The organism is Nonomuraea sp. 10N515B, from assembly GCF_052245915.1.
Taxonomy (GTDB): domain Bacteria; phylum Actinomycetota; class Actinomycetes; order Streptosporangiales; family Streptosporangiaceae; genus Nonomuraea.
This window is the reverse complement of sequence record NZ_JBQQBQ010000001.1, coordinates 216,655-231,406: the sequence shown is the minus strand read 5'-3', so window position 1 is coordinate 231,406 and position 14,752 is coordinate 216,655. Positions and strand designations below refer to the sequence as shown.

Below are 14,752 nucleotides of genomic sequence, written 5' to 3'. Positions count from 1 at the left end.
GAGCACCCCCGTACCTCCTCCTAGCGTCGTTCCCGCACACGTCACCAAGACGCCGGCGCAGGTCTCTTCAGAGAGACCGGCGGCCGGGCTGCTACGACGGGGCACGCGCGGAGATGAGCCGCGGCGTGCGGAGAAGGAGTGACATGAGAATCGCTGTGCATGGGGCGAGCGGGTTCACGGGGCGGCTCACGGCCGCGGAGACCGGCCGCCGGGGATTCACGCCGGTGCTGGTGGGGCGCGAGGAGGAGCGCCTGCGCAAGGCCGCGGTCGAGGCGGGCGTGCCGGGGGCGGAGGTCCGGGTCGCCGCGCTGGACCAGCCGGCGGCGCTCGCGGACGCCCTGCGCGACTGTGAGGTCGTGATCAACTGTGCGGGGCCGTTCACGCTGCTGGGAGAGCCGGTGATCCGGGCGGCGATCGCGGCAGGGGTGCACTACCTGGACACGACGGGGGAGCAGCACTACATCAGGCGGGTGCTGGATGGCTTCGGGGAGGAGGCGGAGCGGGCGGGGGTGGCGGTGGTGCCGGCCATGGCCGATGACGGCGGGCCAGGGGACATGATCGCGCACCTGACGGCCGCGCGCCTCGGGACGGAGAGCGTGGCCGAGATGTTGATCGCGGATCTGCGGCTGCCGGGGGCGGCCTCGCGGGGTACGGCGCGGTCGATGGCGGCGGTGTTCGCGGAGGGGATGCTGGAGTACGCGGACGGCGCTTGGCAGCTGACGAGCGGCTTGAGTGGGGGCGGGCCGGCCTCGCTGGCCATTCCCGGGGAGGACGGCGAGGCGCCGGTCACCGTCTTCGCGCTGCCCGGCGTGGTCACCGTGCCGCGCCATGTCCGCGCCGGGCGGGTGCGCAGTGTGATCCGTACTCAAGTGGCGGAGCTGTTCTCCGCGCTGACCTCGGACATCGTCGACAGCATCCCGGAGATCCCGGACGAGCAGGCCCGCCTCACCTCACGCTGGCTCATGATGGCTCAGGCCGTCGCCCACGACGGGACACGCGCCCGCGGCTGGGTGACCGGCCTGGACGGCTACGGCACGACCGCGGTGATCGCCGTCGAAGGCGCCCGCCGCCTGGTCGCCGACGGCGCTCCGGCCGGCACGCTCACGCCGGCCCAGGCCTTCGGCCCGGACGCCTTTCTGGATCACCTGGCCACCGTCCACAACATTACTTATCGAGTGGAAACAGTGGGTTGTGCGGGCGAATAGGAGTGCCACGGCGCTGATGGTCGTGGCCGGACTGCCGGCCCTTCATCCGCATACTCCTTGACCACCTGTGCCACCTCCCCGGTTCCACCAATCATCGTCACTTTGTGCCTGCAACGTGTCACAATAAGTGACATGCCGTCCCCCCGACATGACGCCCTCATCAAGATGTTCACCGAGCGTCCCCAACTAGCGGTGGAGATCCTGCGCGACCTTCTGGGAGTGCAACTGCCCGCCACTCCGCTGATCCGTGTAGAGGACAGCACCTTCAACACCCGGCGTTCCGACGATATCGAAGCCGATCTGCTGTTCGTTCTGGGATCCCCGCAAGACCCCGCGCATGCCATCATCGTGGAGATCCAGCAGGACAAGTCCAAGGAGCCCCGGCAGCTCGCCCGCTACGCTGCCGCGCTGTGGCTGATGCTGGGCTGCGACGTCACGGTGCTGGTGATCTGCCCCGATCGTGGGGTCGCCGACCACTACGCGCAGCCGATCGAGTCGGGGTTGACCGGCTATCGGCTGCAGGCCCGGGTGCTGGGGCCGGACGGCATCCCGGTCATCACCGACCCCCAGGAGGCGGCGGACCACCTGGCCCTGTCGGCCATGTCAGTCATGGTCCACGGCCGCGACCGTAAGGTCGTCGAGGCGTTCGCCACGGCACTGAACGACCCGCGCGACGACCACGCTCCGAAGTACTATGAATACGCCTACAGCATGGCCGGGCCTGACATCCGGCGCCTCATGGAGGAGATCATCATGACGTCCACCGACTGGCCTGCCTACAGCCCCTTCGCCCGTGAACACTTCGGCCGCGGCCTCAAAGAGGGCGAAGCGAAAGGCAAGGCGGAAGGCAAGGCGGAGGAGGCAGCAAGGATGGTGCTCCTGGTCCTGACCGCCCGCGGCCTCGACGTCCCAGATGACGCCCGCGCACGCATCACCGCCTGCACCGATCTTATGCAGCTCGAAATCTGGGTCACCTGCGCAGCCACCGCCCGGACCATCCAAGACCTGTTCACCGAACCGGACGCACAACCCCGTTAGCCACACCACCGCAGGTGCTCGATCCTCGGGGCCTCCTGGCACGCTCCCACTCACCCCTCCCGACGCTCACTTGCCGAGGAGCTGGCCCGCCGCGAGTGGTGTGGCGCCAGAGCCGCCGCGGCAAATCCTGTGTCCTCCTGTCGAATTCGAGCCGGTCCCGTCGACGCGTAAGCAGGGACGCGACAACATGGCAGGAGGGAACGAGATCATGAGGAAGATCATCGAGCAGGGTGTGGTGACGTTGGACGGCCAGATCAGCACCCCGCAGAACTGGCTGGGCGAGCTGTGGGCCGGGGAGTTCGAGCAGCGCTCGCGGGACCTGCTGTTTTCGGTCGACGCCCTGTTGTACGGGAGGGTCTCCTACGAGCAGCACGCGGCGGTGTGGCCGCACATGGAGGAGCAGTTCGGCGACTACGCGGTCAGGATGAACACCATCCCGAAGCACTCTCCTCCACCACGCTGAAGGAGACCACGTGGAACGCCACACTCATCGAGGGCGACGTGGTGGAGGAGGTCGCCAAGCTGAAGAACCGGCCCGGCGGTGACATCCTGAAGGTCGGCACCGGCGGCACGTTCAGCCGCACCCTACTCAAGCACGGGCTGGTGGACGAGTACCTGTTCTGGCTGGTCCCGGTGATCGCCGGCAGCGGGGCGCGCCTGTACGACGGCATCGACACCACGTACCTGACGCTCGCGGACGTCGTGAGGCTCGAAAACGGCATCCTCGGCCTCACCTACACCCCGAAGGTCACAGAACGCGCGTGAGGCGGACGCCTTCCTCCGGGAATGCGTGAGCGGCGCCCTTCACCCGCCCATGACCTCCGGGAGGCGATTCTGGAAGTCGAGGACGCCTACCCAGGTGGGACGCAGGGCGATGCGTGCCATCTTCGTGTCTGGATGGTCGGCCTGGGCTACATAGCCGGCGCCGCCCTCCTCGCCGAGGAATCGGCGTGCCGCCTCGGCCTGTTCCGGCACCATGCCGGTGACCTCGATGATCGAGACTCGGCCGCGGAGCAGGAGCACTTGGGGCGGCTGGGGCTCGGTGTCGATCGTGATGGCGACGTCCGGGTTGGCGCGCAGCGCGTGCAGGCGTCGCGCCGGCCGCTGGATTCCTATCGGAGGGCAGCGCACGAAGGTGGCCATCACCAGTTCCTCGCCCGTCCAGACGAACCATGTCGACATCACCCGAGGCGTCCCATCGCCGGCTATGTAGGCAAGGCGGGCCGGAATCGTCGAGTGGAGCAGATGCTGTGCGACGTCGGTCTGGAGCAGTCGTACATCGCCCTGCGGGAAGTCCATGATCATCTCCTCGTGGGTGGTTCACTGGAGATGACCGGGATGCCGCCGGAAACTCATCGCCGTCCACCCCGGGGAGGACTCAGGCGCGGCGGCGGGCGCGGTACGCCGCTACGTGCATGCGGTTCCCGCACGTCCGGCTGTCACAGTAGACCCGTGACCGGTTGCGCGACTCGTCCACGAAGACCCTCTCGCAGTCCGGGGCCGAGCACGTGCGCAGGCGTTCGGCCTCGCCTTCCACCAGCAAATGCGCCAGCGCCACTCCGCAGTCCGCCGCCACGTGCTCGGCCAGCGTCGCGTCCGCGGCGAAGTAATGCACGTGCAGCGGGTGGCCGTCGTGTTCGGTGAGCCTCGGGGTGATGCGGGTCTCGGCCAGCAACGCGTTCAGAGTGCGAACGGCGGTCGCCTGGTCGGAGGCGGTGAAGACGCGATGGAAGGCCTCGCGGACCATCCGCACCTGGCCCAGGTCGCGGGGTGTGAGCCTGCCCACGCCGCTGATCTGGCGGGAATGCACGAACGCCTGCAATTCGGCCAGGCTGGACAGGCTCTCGTCGCCCCCCGTGGAGGGCGAGGTGTTGACCAGTTCGACAACGGTGGCCAAAGAATGCACCATGTCATGGCCAAACGGCATGTTGACTCCTGTCCGTGCCGGCTTCTAGCGTGGTCGAACTGTATCTCTTGCGTGGGCATCGGGGGGTTTCTGTGAGTGCACATCGCCGTATCGTGCTGATCGCGATCATAGGTGCGCTCGTCATCTCCACCTCCGCTCCCTTGGTTCGGCTCTCCGATGTATCGCCGGCGACGTCCGCGTTGTTCCGGTGTGCGTACGCCATCCCACCCATGCTGATCCTGGCCTGGCTGGAGCGACGCAGGCTCGGGCCGCTGCCGCGCAGGGCCCTGATACCAGCATGGCTCGCCGGCGTGGTGTTCGCGCTCGACCTGCTGTTCTGGCACCACGCCATCGACTACGTGGGCGCGGGGCTGGCCACCGTGCTGGGGAATCTCCAGGTGTTCATCGTGGCGTTCGCCGCGTGGGCGTTGTTCAAGGAGCGGCCGTCCACGCGGTTGATGGTGGCGACGCCCGTGGTGTTCGGCGGCGTGGTGCTGATCTCCGGGGTGTTCGACAGCGCCGCGTACGGCCGCGATCCGGTCATGGGGGTGCTCGCCGGAATCGCCACGTCCGTCGTGTACGCGGCGTTCTTGTTGCTGATGAAGGGCGGCTCGGACCGGGCGGCGGGGCCGCTGGCGCACGCGACCGTGGTCGCGACCGTGATGATCGCCCTGCTCAGCCCGTTGTTCGGGGGCGCCGACTTCGTGCCGAGCTGGCCGGCGCACGGGTGGTTGCTGGTGCTCGCGCTGGGGCCGCAGGTGCTGGGGTGGTCGCTGATCACGTTTTCCCTGCCGCGGCAGCCGGCCGCGCTCACCGCGTTGCTGCTGCTCATCCAGCCGATGACGACCGTGGCGCTGTCGGCGGTGGCGCTCGGCGAGCGGCCGTCGGTGTGGCAACTCGCCGGGTGCGCGGTGATCGTGCTCGGCGTCCTGTATGGGTCCCGCCGCGCTCAGCCTGCCTTGGCCGGGGCAGAGGAGCAGGAGGAGCAGGTGCCGAAGACCTCCACCGTGTGAGTGATCTCGGTGAACCCGTGCTCGCTGCCGACCGCCTCGGCCCATCGCTCGACGGCGGGCCCGGCCACCTCGACGGTGCGGCCGCAGCGGCGGCACACCAGGTGGTGGTGGTGGGCTTCGCTGGCGCACGCCCGGTAGACGGACTCGCCCTCGTCGGTGCGGAGCACGTCGACCTCGCCCCTGTCGGCCAGCGCCTGCAGAGCCCGGTAGACGGTGGTCAGACCGATCTTGGCCCCGTGCAGGCGCATCTCGGCATAGACGTCCTGCGCGCTGCGGAAACCCTCGCTGCTACGCAGGGTGTCGTGCACGGCATCGCGTCTCGTCGTCATGCGACCTCCTCGACGCGCATCCTTGAACTCACTCTCGACTCCTCGCTACGGCCTCGCCGTACGAATTTACCGACCCCGAGGGCCAGGACGAAGCCGGCCAGAGCAAGAAGCACGATAGCGGCACCGGGCGGCACCTTGGCCGACACGGTGGAGGCCAGCAGCCCGCCGACCGAGGCGAGCACCCCGAACAGCATGGCCAGCGCCATCGTCGTACGGAACCCGCGGGTCAGCTGCTGGCTGGTGGCCACCGGGATCACCATCAGCGCGCTGACCAGCAATAGCCCGACCACACGCATGGCGATGACGACGGTGAGCGCGGCCGTGACGGCGATGAGCAGGCTGAGGAAGCGCACCGGCAAGCCGCTGGCCCTGGCCATCTCCTCGTCCTGGCAGAGCACGAACAGCTCCCTGCCGAAGATCACAACTACGCCGATCACGGCCACGGCCAGCGCGGCGATGATCCAGATGTCCTGCGGTGTGACGCTGGCGATGGCGCCGAACAGATAGGAGTTCAGCTTGGCGTTGCTGCCGCCCGGCGCGATGGCCATGAGCATGACGCCGCCCGCGATCCCCCCGTAGAACAGCAGCGCCAGCGCCACGTCGCCGCTCGTCCGCCCGCGCGCCCTGACCAGCTCGATGGCCACGGCCCCGGCGACGGCCACGAGCACGGCGGTCAGCACCGGCGCCGAGCCGGTCAGGAAGCCGAGCGCCACGCCGGTCAGCGCCACGTGGCCGATGCCGTCGCCGAGCAGCGCCAGCCGGCGCTGCACGATGAACGTTCCCACGGCAGGCGCACAGAGCCCCACCAGCAGCGCCGCGATGAGCGCCAGCTGGAAGAGTTGCTCCTGCAGAAGTTCGACGATCACCTTGGTTCCCCCTGCCACCCGGTGAGTTCCGCCTGCCACCCGGGGAGCGGCCCCGCGACGGTCTCGGCGGCGTGCGGGTGCTGGTGCTCGTGCCCGGGCCGCGCGCACTCGCCCTCCGGCCGCGGCGGGCGGCCATCGTGGGCGACGACGCCCTCGCGGATCACGACGCCGCGCGTGACGATCGGCTCCAGCGGGCCGAGCTCGTGCGCGACCAGCACTACGGTCTTGCCGTCGAGCACGAGCCGCGACAGCGTGTCGGCGAGCAGCTGCTGGGTCGCGGCGTCCACGCCGGCGGTCGGCTCGTCCATCACGTACGTGTCCGGCTCCCCGGCCAGCGCGCGGGCGATGAGCACCCGCTGCTGCTGGCCGCCCGACAGCGACTGGACGGGGTCGCCGGCGCGGTCGGCCAGGCTGACGGCCTCCAGCGCCGTGGACACGGCCGCCTTGTCGGCCCCGTTGGTCCGGCGGAGGCGGCGCTGCCTGGCGATGCGGCCCGAGGCCACGACCTCCCGTACGGTGGCGGGCACGCCGCCGCCGACCTGGAGCCGCTGCGGCACATAGCCGATGCGCCACCAGTCGCGGAACCTGCCGGGCGGCGAGCCGTAGATCAACGTCGTGCCGCCGGTCAGCGGCGTGAGGCCGAGCAACGCGCGGACCAGCGTCGACTTGCCCGAGCCGTTGGCGCCCAGCAGGGCCACGACCTCCCCGGGACAGACGGTCAGATCGATCCCCCGGAGAACGGGCGTGCCGTCATAGGAGACCTGGCCGTCTGTCATCGAGAAGGCCGTTTCGCTCATGCCGTACACCCCAGTGCTGTTTGTAGGGTTTTGAGGTTATCGCGCATGGCGGACAGGTAGTCGCCCGAGGGCTTGCTCTCCAGCGGGTCCAGCACGGCGGTCTTGGCCCCGACCTGGCTCGCGAGCACCTCGGCCACCTTCGGGCTGACCAGGGCCTCGGTGAAGATCGTGGTCACGCCCTCGGCCTTGGCGACCTTGGCGACCTCGGACAGGCGCGCGGGGGAGGGCTCAGTCTCGGGGTCGAGCGTGATGCCGACCTGCTTGAGCTTGTAGCGGTCCGCCAGGTAGCCGAACGCCTCGTGCGCGGTGACCAGCGTCTTGGCCATACATGTGCTCAGGCCCTTGGTGAACTCCTGGTCCAGGGTGCCGAGCGTGGCGGCCGTCTGGGCGGCGCGGTCCTTGTACGCCTGTGCGTGCGCGGCGTCGGCGGCGGCCAGGCGCTCGCCGAGCTTGGTGGCGACGGTGGCCAGGCGGGAGGGGTCGAGCCAGATGTGCGGGTCGTAGCCAACCTCCTCGTGACCGTGCTCCTCCTCGGCGTGGCCTTCCTCCTCGGCATGCTCGCCGGCGGGCAGGGTCGTGACGGCGGTGGCGGCGTCGAAGCTCTTGTCCGCGGCCACGGCGTCGTCCACGGCCGGCTGGACGCCCTTGATGTAGACGGTGAGCGCGGCGTTCTGGATGTCGGACACCTGCTTGACGCCCAGCTCCAGATCGTGCGGCTCGACGCCGGGGGCGGTCAGCGTGGTGAGCTGGACGTCGGACCCCCCGACCTGCTCGGTCACCCACTGGAGCGGATAGAACGCGGCGACCACCTCGGGCTTGGCACCCGAAGCGGAAGTCTGGGCCGAACCGGAAGCGGGGGTTTCGGCCGCGCCGGATCCGCAGGCAGCAGTGGTGAGCAGCGCGGCTCCGGCCAGCAAACCGGCAGCACGCGACCGGGAAAATCCTGACATCATGTGAGTCAGTATGCGCCAAAATGAAAACGGTTGTCAAAATCCGGTCGCAGAGCCTGAATACAGCGGGGATGCCGGACGGCGTACCGGGGGCTACGCGGACGCCGTCCGGTGAGCCGCGTGACGCGGCCCTCCGCACGTGGTGTGCGGCATCCCGCTCCATCACCCCGGTAGGCGTGCGCCGGCAGAGCCAGTGCCGACGCCCGAGGTGAGGTCCAGCCGCCGTTCGCCCGCGTAGACGTTCATCGAGGTACCGCGGAGGAACCCGATGAGCGTCAGCCCTTCCTCGGCGGCCAGCTCCACCGCCAGGGAGGACGGCGCGGAGACGGCGGCGAGCACCGGCACGCCGCCCATGACCGCCTTCTGCACCAGCTCGAACGACGCTCGCCCGGACACCATCAGCACGGTGCCGCGCAGCGGCAGGCGCCCGTTCCGCAGTGCCCAGCCGAGCAGTTTGTCCACGGCGTTGTGCCGCCCCACGTCCTCGCGGACGCACAGCGGCTCGCCGTCGGCGGTGAACAGGCCGGCCGCGTGCAGGCCGCCGGTCCTGTCGAACACCCGCTGGGCCGCACGCAGCCGGTCCGGCAAGGTGGCCACCGTGGACTGCCGCACCGCGACGGGGTCGCCGGCGGCGCTCCAGCGGGCCACGGTGCGCACCGCCTCCAGCGACGCCTTGCCGCAGACGCCGCAGGAGGAGGTGGTGTAGAAGTTGCGCGGCTCCGGCGCGGGCACGCCGGGCGCGAGGCGCACATCGAGCACGTTGTACGTGTTCGAGCCGTCCACGGTCGCGCCGGCGCAGTAGCGGATCGTGGCGATGTCCTCCGCCGAGCCCACGGCCCCTTCGCTGACCAGGAACCCGGCGGCCAGGTCGAAGTCGTCGCCCGGGGTCCGCATGGTCACGGTCAGCGGGGTGCCGTCGAGCCGGATCTCCAGCGGCTCCTCGGCGGCCAGCGAGTCGACCTTGCTGAGCCGGGCGCTGTCCTTGACGCGCAGGATGCGCCGCTTGACGGCGACCCTAGACATGGGCGCTCACCTCGGACCCCTCAGACATAGCCGTACCCGAAGCGGCCCTTGACGCACAGGTTGCCCTTCGTGACCGGGTTGTCGTGCGGTGACGTCACCTTGACGATCTTGTTGTCCTGCACGTGCAGGGTCAGGTTGCAACCCACACCGCAGTAGCTGCAGATCGTCGTGGTCTCGGTCTGCCGGGACTCGTCCCAGGTGCCCTCGGCCCGCATGTCGAACTCGGTCTTGAACGACAACGCCCCGGTCGGGCAGACCTCCACACAGTTGCCGCAGTAGACGCAGGCCGAGTCGGTGAGCGGGGCGTCGAACTCCGTGGAGATCGTCGCGTCGAAGCCCCGGCCCGCGACGGCGATGGCGAAGGAGTTTTGCCACTGGTCGCCGCAGGCGTCCACGCACTTGTAGCACAGGATGCACTTGTTGTAGTCGCGGACGTAGAGGTCGTTGTCCACCTTGGCGGGCTGCTCGACGGTGGCCGCGTCGTCGCCGAACCTGGCGGGGTCGGCGCCGTACTCCTCGGCCCACTCGGCCGCCCGCGGAGTGGTCGACAGGTCCACCGAGGAGCCGAGCAGCTCCAGCACGACCTTGCGGCTCTGCCTGGCCCGCTCGGTGTCCGTGCCGACCTTCATGCCCTGCTCGGCCTTCCTGGAGCAGGAGGGAGCCAGCGTCCTGGCGCCCTCCACCTCCACGACGCAGACCCGGCAGGCGTTCTTCGGGGTGAGCGTGTCGCCGTAGCAGAGGGTCGGCACGTCCTTGCCCGCCGCGTGGCAGGCGTCGAGGATGGTCGAGCCCTCCGGCACCCGGACGTCCTCGCCGTCGATCTCGACGTCGATGAGCCGCCGGGGCGGCTGGAGCGGGATCATCTGAACACTCCCAGGCGGTCGATGGCGGATTCGACGGCGTTCCAGGCGGTCTGCCCGAGGCCGCAGATCGAGGCGTCGCGCATGGTCTGGCCGACTTCGCGCAGCAGCACGAGGTCGTCGTGGTCCATGCGGCGGGAGAGGCGGTGCAGGGCCTCCTCCTGGCGTACGGTGCCGACCCGGCAGGGAACGCACTGGCCGCACGACTCGTCGCGGAAGAACTCCGCGATGCGCAACAGCAGCCGTTTCATGTCCACGGTGTCGTCGATGACGAGCACCACGCCGGAGCCGAGGGTCGCGCCCGCGTTCCTGGTGCCCTCGAAGGTGAGCGGGATGTCCAGGTCCGTGACGAACGCCCCGGCCGCGCCGCCCAGCAGCACCGCCCTGGTCGTGCCGGTAGTCCCGGACAACTCCAGCAACTCCCGCAGGGTGGCGCCGAAGGGAAGCTCGTACACGCCGGGCCGCTCCACCGCGCCCGAGACGCAGAAGAGCTTGGGCTCGGCCGCCGCGTACGCCTGCGCTCCGCGCTCCAGGATCGGCAGCACGTTGACCAGCGTCTCGACGTTGTTGACCACGGTCGGCTTGCCGAACAGGCCCTTCTCCACCGGGAACGGCGGTTTGCTGCGCGGCTCGCCCCGCTGCCCCTCGATCGAGTTGAAGATCGCGGTCTCTTCGCCGCAGATGTACGCGCCCGCGCCCCTGCGCAGCTCGATGTCGAAGGACAGCCCCTTGCCGAGGATGTCGTCGCCGAGCAGGCCCCGGGCGCGGGCGGTCGCGATCGCGTGCTGGAGACGCGCGGTCGCCCGCGGATATTCGCCCCTGATGTAGAGGTAGCCCTTGGCGCAGCCGGTGGCGTAGGCGGCGATCGTCATCGCCTCCACCAGCGCGTACGGGTCGCCCTCCATGACGACCCGGTCCTTGAAGGTGCCCGGCTCGCTCTCGTCGGCGTTGCACACCAGGTAGTGCGGGTGGTCGGGCTGGCGGGCGGTGGCGTCCCACTTGCGGCCGGTCGGGAAGGCCGCGCCGCCCCGCCCGACCAGGCCGGACTCCAGCACCTCGCGGATCACCCCGGCGGGGCCCAGCTCGAAGGCCCTGCGCAGTGCGGTGTAGCCGCCGCTCGCCCGGTAGTCGTCCAGGCTGGCCGGATCCACGACGCCGGCCCGCCGCAGCAGGACCAGATCGGGGTTGCCGGCCTGCGGCACCGCGTCCTTCACCGGGGTCTCGCCGGCGACGTTGACGCTCGGCGCGTGCCCGTTGGAGCTCGGCGCTACCTCGGTCACGGTGGTGATCGTGTCGGGAGTGGCCGGGGCGTACACCTCGGCCCGGTGCGGCTGCCCGGCTTCCAGGGCGAGCGCGGCCGGGGCCCGCTCGCACAGGCCCAGGCAGGGGCTCTCGTGCCAGTCCGTCCCCGCCGGGCCGAGCCGCTCCTCCACCCGCCGGCGCACGTCCTGCGCGCCCTTCGCCTGGCAGGCCAGGTCGGTGCAGACGTGCAGCACCCGCTTGGGCCGCGGCTTCATGGAGAACAACGAGTAGAACGTCGCCACCCCGTACGCCTCCGCCGGTGGCACGGTGAGCCGCCGGCAGATGTAGTCGAGCGCGCCCTCGCTGATCCACCCCACCCGGTCGTTCACCGCGTGCAGCGCCGGCAGCAGCAGGTCGCGCTGGGACTCGGCGCGGGCGGCGGCGCGCAGGTCCGCCTCGCTCCTCGAGCCGCCATCCCAGGCCGTGGAGGGCGGCCCGAGCAGGGCGTCGACCGCTGCCCGCTCCTCCTCGGAGGGTTCGGCACCGCGGAATCTGATGTCCATCCGATCACCCGGCCTTGACGAGCTTCTCGACACGTACGGCCGCCGCCTTGAACTCGGCGGTGCCCGCGATCGGGCAGGTGGCCTCGATGGTCAGCGCGTTGGTGTCCACCTCGTCGGGGAAGTGCATGGTCATGAACACCAGCCCGGGCCGCAACGCGGGATCGATGTAGACGGGAGCGACCACAGAGCCGCGCCGCGAGGTGATCCGCACCTCCTCGCCCGCGACCACACCGAACCGCTCGGCGTCCTCCGGGCACAGCTCGATCGTCTCTCCCCTGCGCAGGGGAGAGGCGAACCCCGATGACTGCACTCCGGTGTTGTAGGAGTCGAGCCGGCGGCCGGTGGTCAGCCGCAGCGGATACTCCTCGTCCAGCAGGTCCACCGGCGGCGAGTGCCGCAGGATCCCGAACGGCGCGGGCATGCCCCGACTGACCGGGTCGTTCTCCCACAGCCGCCCGTGCAGGTACGGCGGCTCCAGCGCGTCCTCCGACGGGCACGGCCACTGGATGCCCTGCAGCTCCGCCAGCCGCTCGTACGTCATGCCCTTGTGCTGCGGTGACATCGCGCGCAGCTCGTTCCAGACCTCTTCGGCGCCGTCGTAGTGCCAGTCGTGGCCCAGCCTGCGGGCGATCTCGCACATGATCCAGATGTCGTCGCGGGCCTCGCCCGGCGGGTCAAGGGCCTTGCGCACCCGCTGGACGCGCCGCTCGCTGTTGGTGAACGTGCCGTCCGCCTCGCACCAGGCGGCGCTGGCCGGCAGCACGACGTCGGCCATCTGGGCGGTCTTGGTGAGGAAGATGTCCTGCACGACCAGGTGGTCGAGCATGGACAGGCGCTTGATGCAGGACAGGGAGTCGGCCTCGGACTGCACCGGATTCTCGCCGATCATGTAGCAGGTGGTCACCTCGCCCTCGGCCATGGCCTCCAGCATCTGGGTGAGGTTGAGGCCGTAGCGGGGCTGGATCTCCCGCCCCCAGGCGCCCTCGAAGCGGGTCCTGATGGCCGGGTCGAGGATGTCCTGGAAGCCGGGCAGCCGGTTGGGGATGGCGCCCATGTCGCCGCCGCCCTGCACGTTGTTCTGGCCGCGCAGCGGCGACAGGCCCGAGCCGTAGCGGCCGACGTGGCCGGTCAGCAGGGCCAGGTTGATCAGCGCCCGGACGTTGTCCGTCGCGTTGTGGTGCTCGGTGATGCCGAGCGTCCAGCACAGCTGGGCGCGGTCGGCGCGGGCGTATGCGTGCGCCAGCTCCCTGATCGCCTCCGCCGGCACGCCCGTGACCTGCTCGGCGGCGCTGAGCGTCCACGGCTCGACGGACTCCTTGAACTCCTCGAACCCGATCGTGGCCCGCTCGATGAACGCCTTGTTGTGCAGCCCGGCGTGGATGATCTCCCTGGCCACCGCGTGGGCCAGCGGGATGTCGGTGCCCACGTTGAGCCCCAGCCAGAGGTCCGCCCACTGGGCGGTGCCGGTGCGGCGCGGGTCGACGGCGAACATCCTGGCGCCGTTGTGGATGCCCTTCAGCACGTGCTGGAAGAAGATGGGGTGGGCGTTGCGGGCCGCCGAGCCCCACATCACTATGACGTCGGTGTCCTCGACCTCCTGGTAGGAGGAGGTGCCACCGCCGCTGCCGAACACCGCCGACAGCCCCGCCACACTCGGGGCGTGGCAGGTGCGGTTGCAAGAGTCCACGTTGTTGGTGCCGATCACCACGCGGGTGAATTTCTGCCCGATGTAGTTCATCTCATTGGTGGAGCGGGCGCAGGACAACATCGCGAAGGTGTCGGGCCCATGCTTGGCGATGTTGCGGCGAAAGCCCTCGGCCGCTCTCTCCAGCGCCTCTTCCCATGTCGCTTGGCGCAGCACGCCGTTCTCGCGCACCAGTGGATGGGTCAGGCGGTCATAGCTCATGATCCCTCCATTCTGTATACAGGCTACGGTATTCGGGACTAGACCGCACGGACAAGGTTCTCGTTGAGCAGGTCACTCACCGCGTGGATCGCCCGCAGTGTCGGAACCTCTGCGCCGGTCAGGTCGGCGAGCTCGACCACCGCCGCGAGCAGCACGTCGAGCTCCAGTGGTTTGCCCTTCTCCAGGTCCTGGAGTGTGGACGTCTTGTGTTCGCCCGCCTTCTCCGCGCCCCGCAGCCGGCGCTCGATGGAGATCCCCGGATCGCAGCCGACCCTGTTGGCCACGTCCACCGTCTCGCGCATCATGGCCACGACCAGCTCCCTGGCGCCGTCGTGGCGGCAGATGCCGGCCATCGTCGCCCTGGCCAGCGCGCTGATCGGGTTGAAGGCGATGTTGCCCATGAGTTTGATCCACACGTCGCGGCGCAGATCGCGCTCGACCGGGCACTTCAGGCCGCCCTCGATCGCGGCCCGGCTGAAGGACAGGCACCGCTCGGTGAGCTCGCCGCTCGGCTCGCCGATGGAGAAGCGGGTGCCTTCGAGGTGGCGGATCACGCCTGGACGTTCGATCTCGGTGGCGGCGTACACGACGCAGCCGATGGCCCGGTGCAGCGGGAGCGCGGCCGTCACCGCGCCGCCCGGGTCGACGCTCTCGATACGGTAGCCCTCGTAGGGGCCCTTGAGCCCGTGGAAGTACCACCACGGGATGCCGTTCTGCGCGGCGATGATGCTCGTGGTCTCGTGCAGGAGTGGCTGGATCATGGGGCCGGCGGAGGCGTAGCTGTTCGCCTTGAGGCCCAGGAAGACGTGGTCCACCGGCCCGACCTGGGTGGGGTCGTCGGTGGCATGGGGATGGGCGGTGAAATCGCCCCTGGGGGTGAGCACCCGCACACCGGTGCTGCGTATCGCCTGCAGGTGCTCGCCTCTTGCGATGAGGTGCACCTCGACTCCCGCCCTGTGGAGGGCGGCCCCTACGTATGCGCCGATGGCGCCGGCGCCAAGAACAGCGACCTTCATGCTCGCGCTCCGTTCTCGCGTCGGGTTGTAGGTGCGGA

Annotated in this window: 16 protein-coding genes; 5 read left to right on the top strand and 11 right to left on the bottom strand. The window is 69.9% G+C overall.

Features of this window, described 5'->3' with window-relative positions; translation table 11 throughout:
- The first annotated feature begins 143 nt into the window (after positions 1 to 143).
- The 4 genes from ACTWQA_RS00970 (at position 144) to ACTWQA_RS00955 (ending at position 3,008) form a co-directional block, all read left to right on the top strand.
- Positions 144 to 1,205 (top strand): saccharopine dehydrogenase family protein, encoded by a 1,062-nt coding sequence (locus ACTWQA_RS00970; protein ID WP_443157403.1) that lies wholly within the window; start codon positions 144 to 146, stop codon positions 1,203 to 1,205.
- A 165-nt stretch (positions 1,206 to 1,370) separates the two neighbouring features.
- Positions 1,371 to 2,243 carry a hypothetical protein gene (locus ACTWQA_RS00965; RefSeq protein WP_443157402.1) on the top strand — a complete coding sequence of 291 codons (873 nt, stop codon included), beginning with the start codon at positions 1,371 to 1,373 and terminating at the stop codon, positions 2,241 to 2,243.
- A gap of 208 nt (positions 2,244 to 2,451) precedes the next feature.
- Positions 2,452 to 2,706 carry a hypothetical protein gene (locus ACTWQA_RS00960; RefSeq protein ID WP_443157401.1) on the top strand — a complete coding sequence of 85 codons (255 nt, stop codon included), beginning with the start codon at positions 2,452 to 2,454 and terminating at the stop codon, positions 2,704 to 2,706.
- Entirely contained in the window at positions 2,625 to 3,008 is a 384-nt protein-coding gene (locus tag ACTWQA_RS00955; RefSeq protein WP_443157400.1) for a dihydrofolate reductase family protein, read from the top strand. The genes ACTWQA_RS00960 and ACTWQA_RS00955 overlap by 82 nt, the downstream gene beginning before the upstream one ends.
- Before the next feature lie 39 nt (positions 3,009 to 3,047).
- Here ACTWQA_RS00955 and ACTWQA_RS00950 read toward each other — a convergent pair whose 3' ends face one another.
- Positions 3,048 to 3,542, bottom strand: coding sequence for a pyridoxamine 5'-phosphate oxidase family protein (locus tag ACTWQA_RS00950; protein WP_443157399.1), 495 nt, complete (start codon positions 3,540 to 3,542; stop codon positions 3,048 to 3,050).
- A gap of 79 nt (positions 3,543 to 3,621) precedes the next feature.
- On the bottom strand, positions 3,622 to 4,149 hold the full coding sequence (locus ACTWQA_RS00945; protein ID WP_443157643.1) for a CGNR zinc finger domain-containing protein: 528 nt from the start codon (positions 4,147 to 4,149) through the stop codon (positions 3,622 to 3,624).
- Between the two features lie 35 nt (positions 4,150 to 4,184).
- Here ACTWQA_RS00945 and ACTWQA_RS00940 point away from each other — a divergent pair, with 35 nt between their 5' ends.
- Complete coding sequence (locus ACTWQA_RS00940) at positions 4,185 to 5,162, top strand: DMT family transporter (RefSeq protein WP_443157398.1); 978 nt, start codon at positions 4,185 to 4,187, stop codon at positions 5,160 to 5,162.
- On the opposite strand, the gene ACTWQA_RS00935 is transcribed toward ACTWQA_RS00940, so the two are convergent.
- The 9 genes from ACTWQA_RS00935 to ACTWQA_RS00895 form a co-directional block, all read right to left on the bottom strand.
- Entirely contained in the window at positions 5,099 to 5,491 is a 393-nt protein-coding gene (locus tag ACTWQA_RS00935) for a Fur family transcriptional regulator (RefSeq protein ID WP_305920870.1), read from the bottom strand. The two genes, ACTWQA_RS00940 and ACTWQA_RS00935, sit on opposite strands and share 64 nt — an antisense overlap.
- Positions 5,488 to 6,354: a metal ABC transporter permease gene (locus ACTWQA_RS00930; RefSeq protein WP_443157642.1), complete on the bottom strand. Its 867-nt coding sequence runs from the start codon at positions 6,352 to 6,354 to the stop codon at positions 5,488 to 5,490. The genes ACTWQA_RS00935 and ACTWQA_RS00930 overlap by 4 nt, the downstream gene beginning before the upstream one ends.
- A complete protein-coding gene (locus ACTWQA_RS00925; protein WP_443157397.1) occupies positions 6,354 to 7,154 on the bottom strand; it encodes a metal ABC transporter ATP-binding protein in 801 nt (266 codons plus the stop codon). Before ACTWQA_RS00925 ends, ACTWQA_RS00930 begins: the two co-directional genes overlap by 1 nt.
- Positions 7,151 to 8,107: a metal ABC transporter substrate-binding protein gene (locus tag ACTWQA_RS00920; protein WP_443157396.1), complete on the bottom strand. Its 957-nt coding sequence runs from the start codon at positions 8,105 to 8,107 to the stop codon at positions 7,151 to 7,153. The genes ACTWQA_RS00925 and ACTWQA_RS00920 overlap by 4 nt, the downstream gene beginning before the upstream one ends.
- 159 nt (positions 8,108 to 8,266) lie before the next feature.
- The gene (gene fdhD, locus ACTWQA_RS00915) at positions 8,267 to 9,127 is read right to left on the bottom strand and encodes a formate dehydrogenase accessory sulfurtransferase FdhD (protein ID WP_443157395.1); all 861 of its coding nucleotides are present in this window, start codon (positions 9,125 to 9,127) and stop codon (positions 8,267 to 8,269) included.
- Positions 9,128 to 9,147: 20 nt separating this feature from the next.
- Positions 9,148 to 9,990: a 2Fe-2S iron-sulfur cluster-binding protein gene (locus tag ACTWQA_RS00910; protein ID WP_443157394.1), complete on the bottom strand. Its 843-nt coding sequence runs from the start codon at positions 9,988 to 9,990 to the stop codon at positions 9,148 to 9,150.
- Positions 9,987 to 11,792: an NAD(P)H-dependent oxidoreductase subunit E gene (locus ACTWQA_RS00905; protein ID WP_443157393.1), complete on the bottom strand. Its 1,806-nt coding sequence runs from the start codon at positions 11,790 to 11,792 to the stop codon at positions 9,987 to 9,989. Before ACTWQA_RS00905 ends, ACTWQA_RS00910 begins: the two co-directional genes overlap by 4 nt.
- Positions 11,793 to 11,796: 4 nt before the next feature.
- On the bottom strand, positions 11,797 to 13,698 hold the full coding sequence (locus ACTWQA_RS00900) for a molybdopterin oxidoreductase family protein (protein WP_443157392.1): 1,902 nt from the start codon (positions 13,696 to 13,698) through the stop codon (positions 11,797 to 11,799).
- A gap of 38 nt (positions 13,699 to 13,736) precedes the next feature.
- Positions 13,737 to 14,714: a 2-dehydropantoate 2-reductase gene (locus ACTWQA_RS00895; protein ID WP_327584316.1), complete on the bottom strand. Its 978-nt coding sequence runs from the start codon at positions 14,712 to 14,714 to the stop codon at positions 13,737 to 13,739.
- Between the last annotated feature and the right edge of the window lie 38 nt (positions 14,715 to 14,752).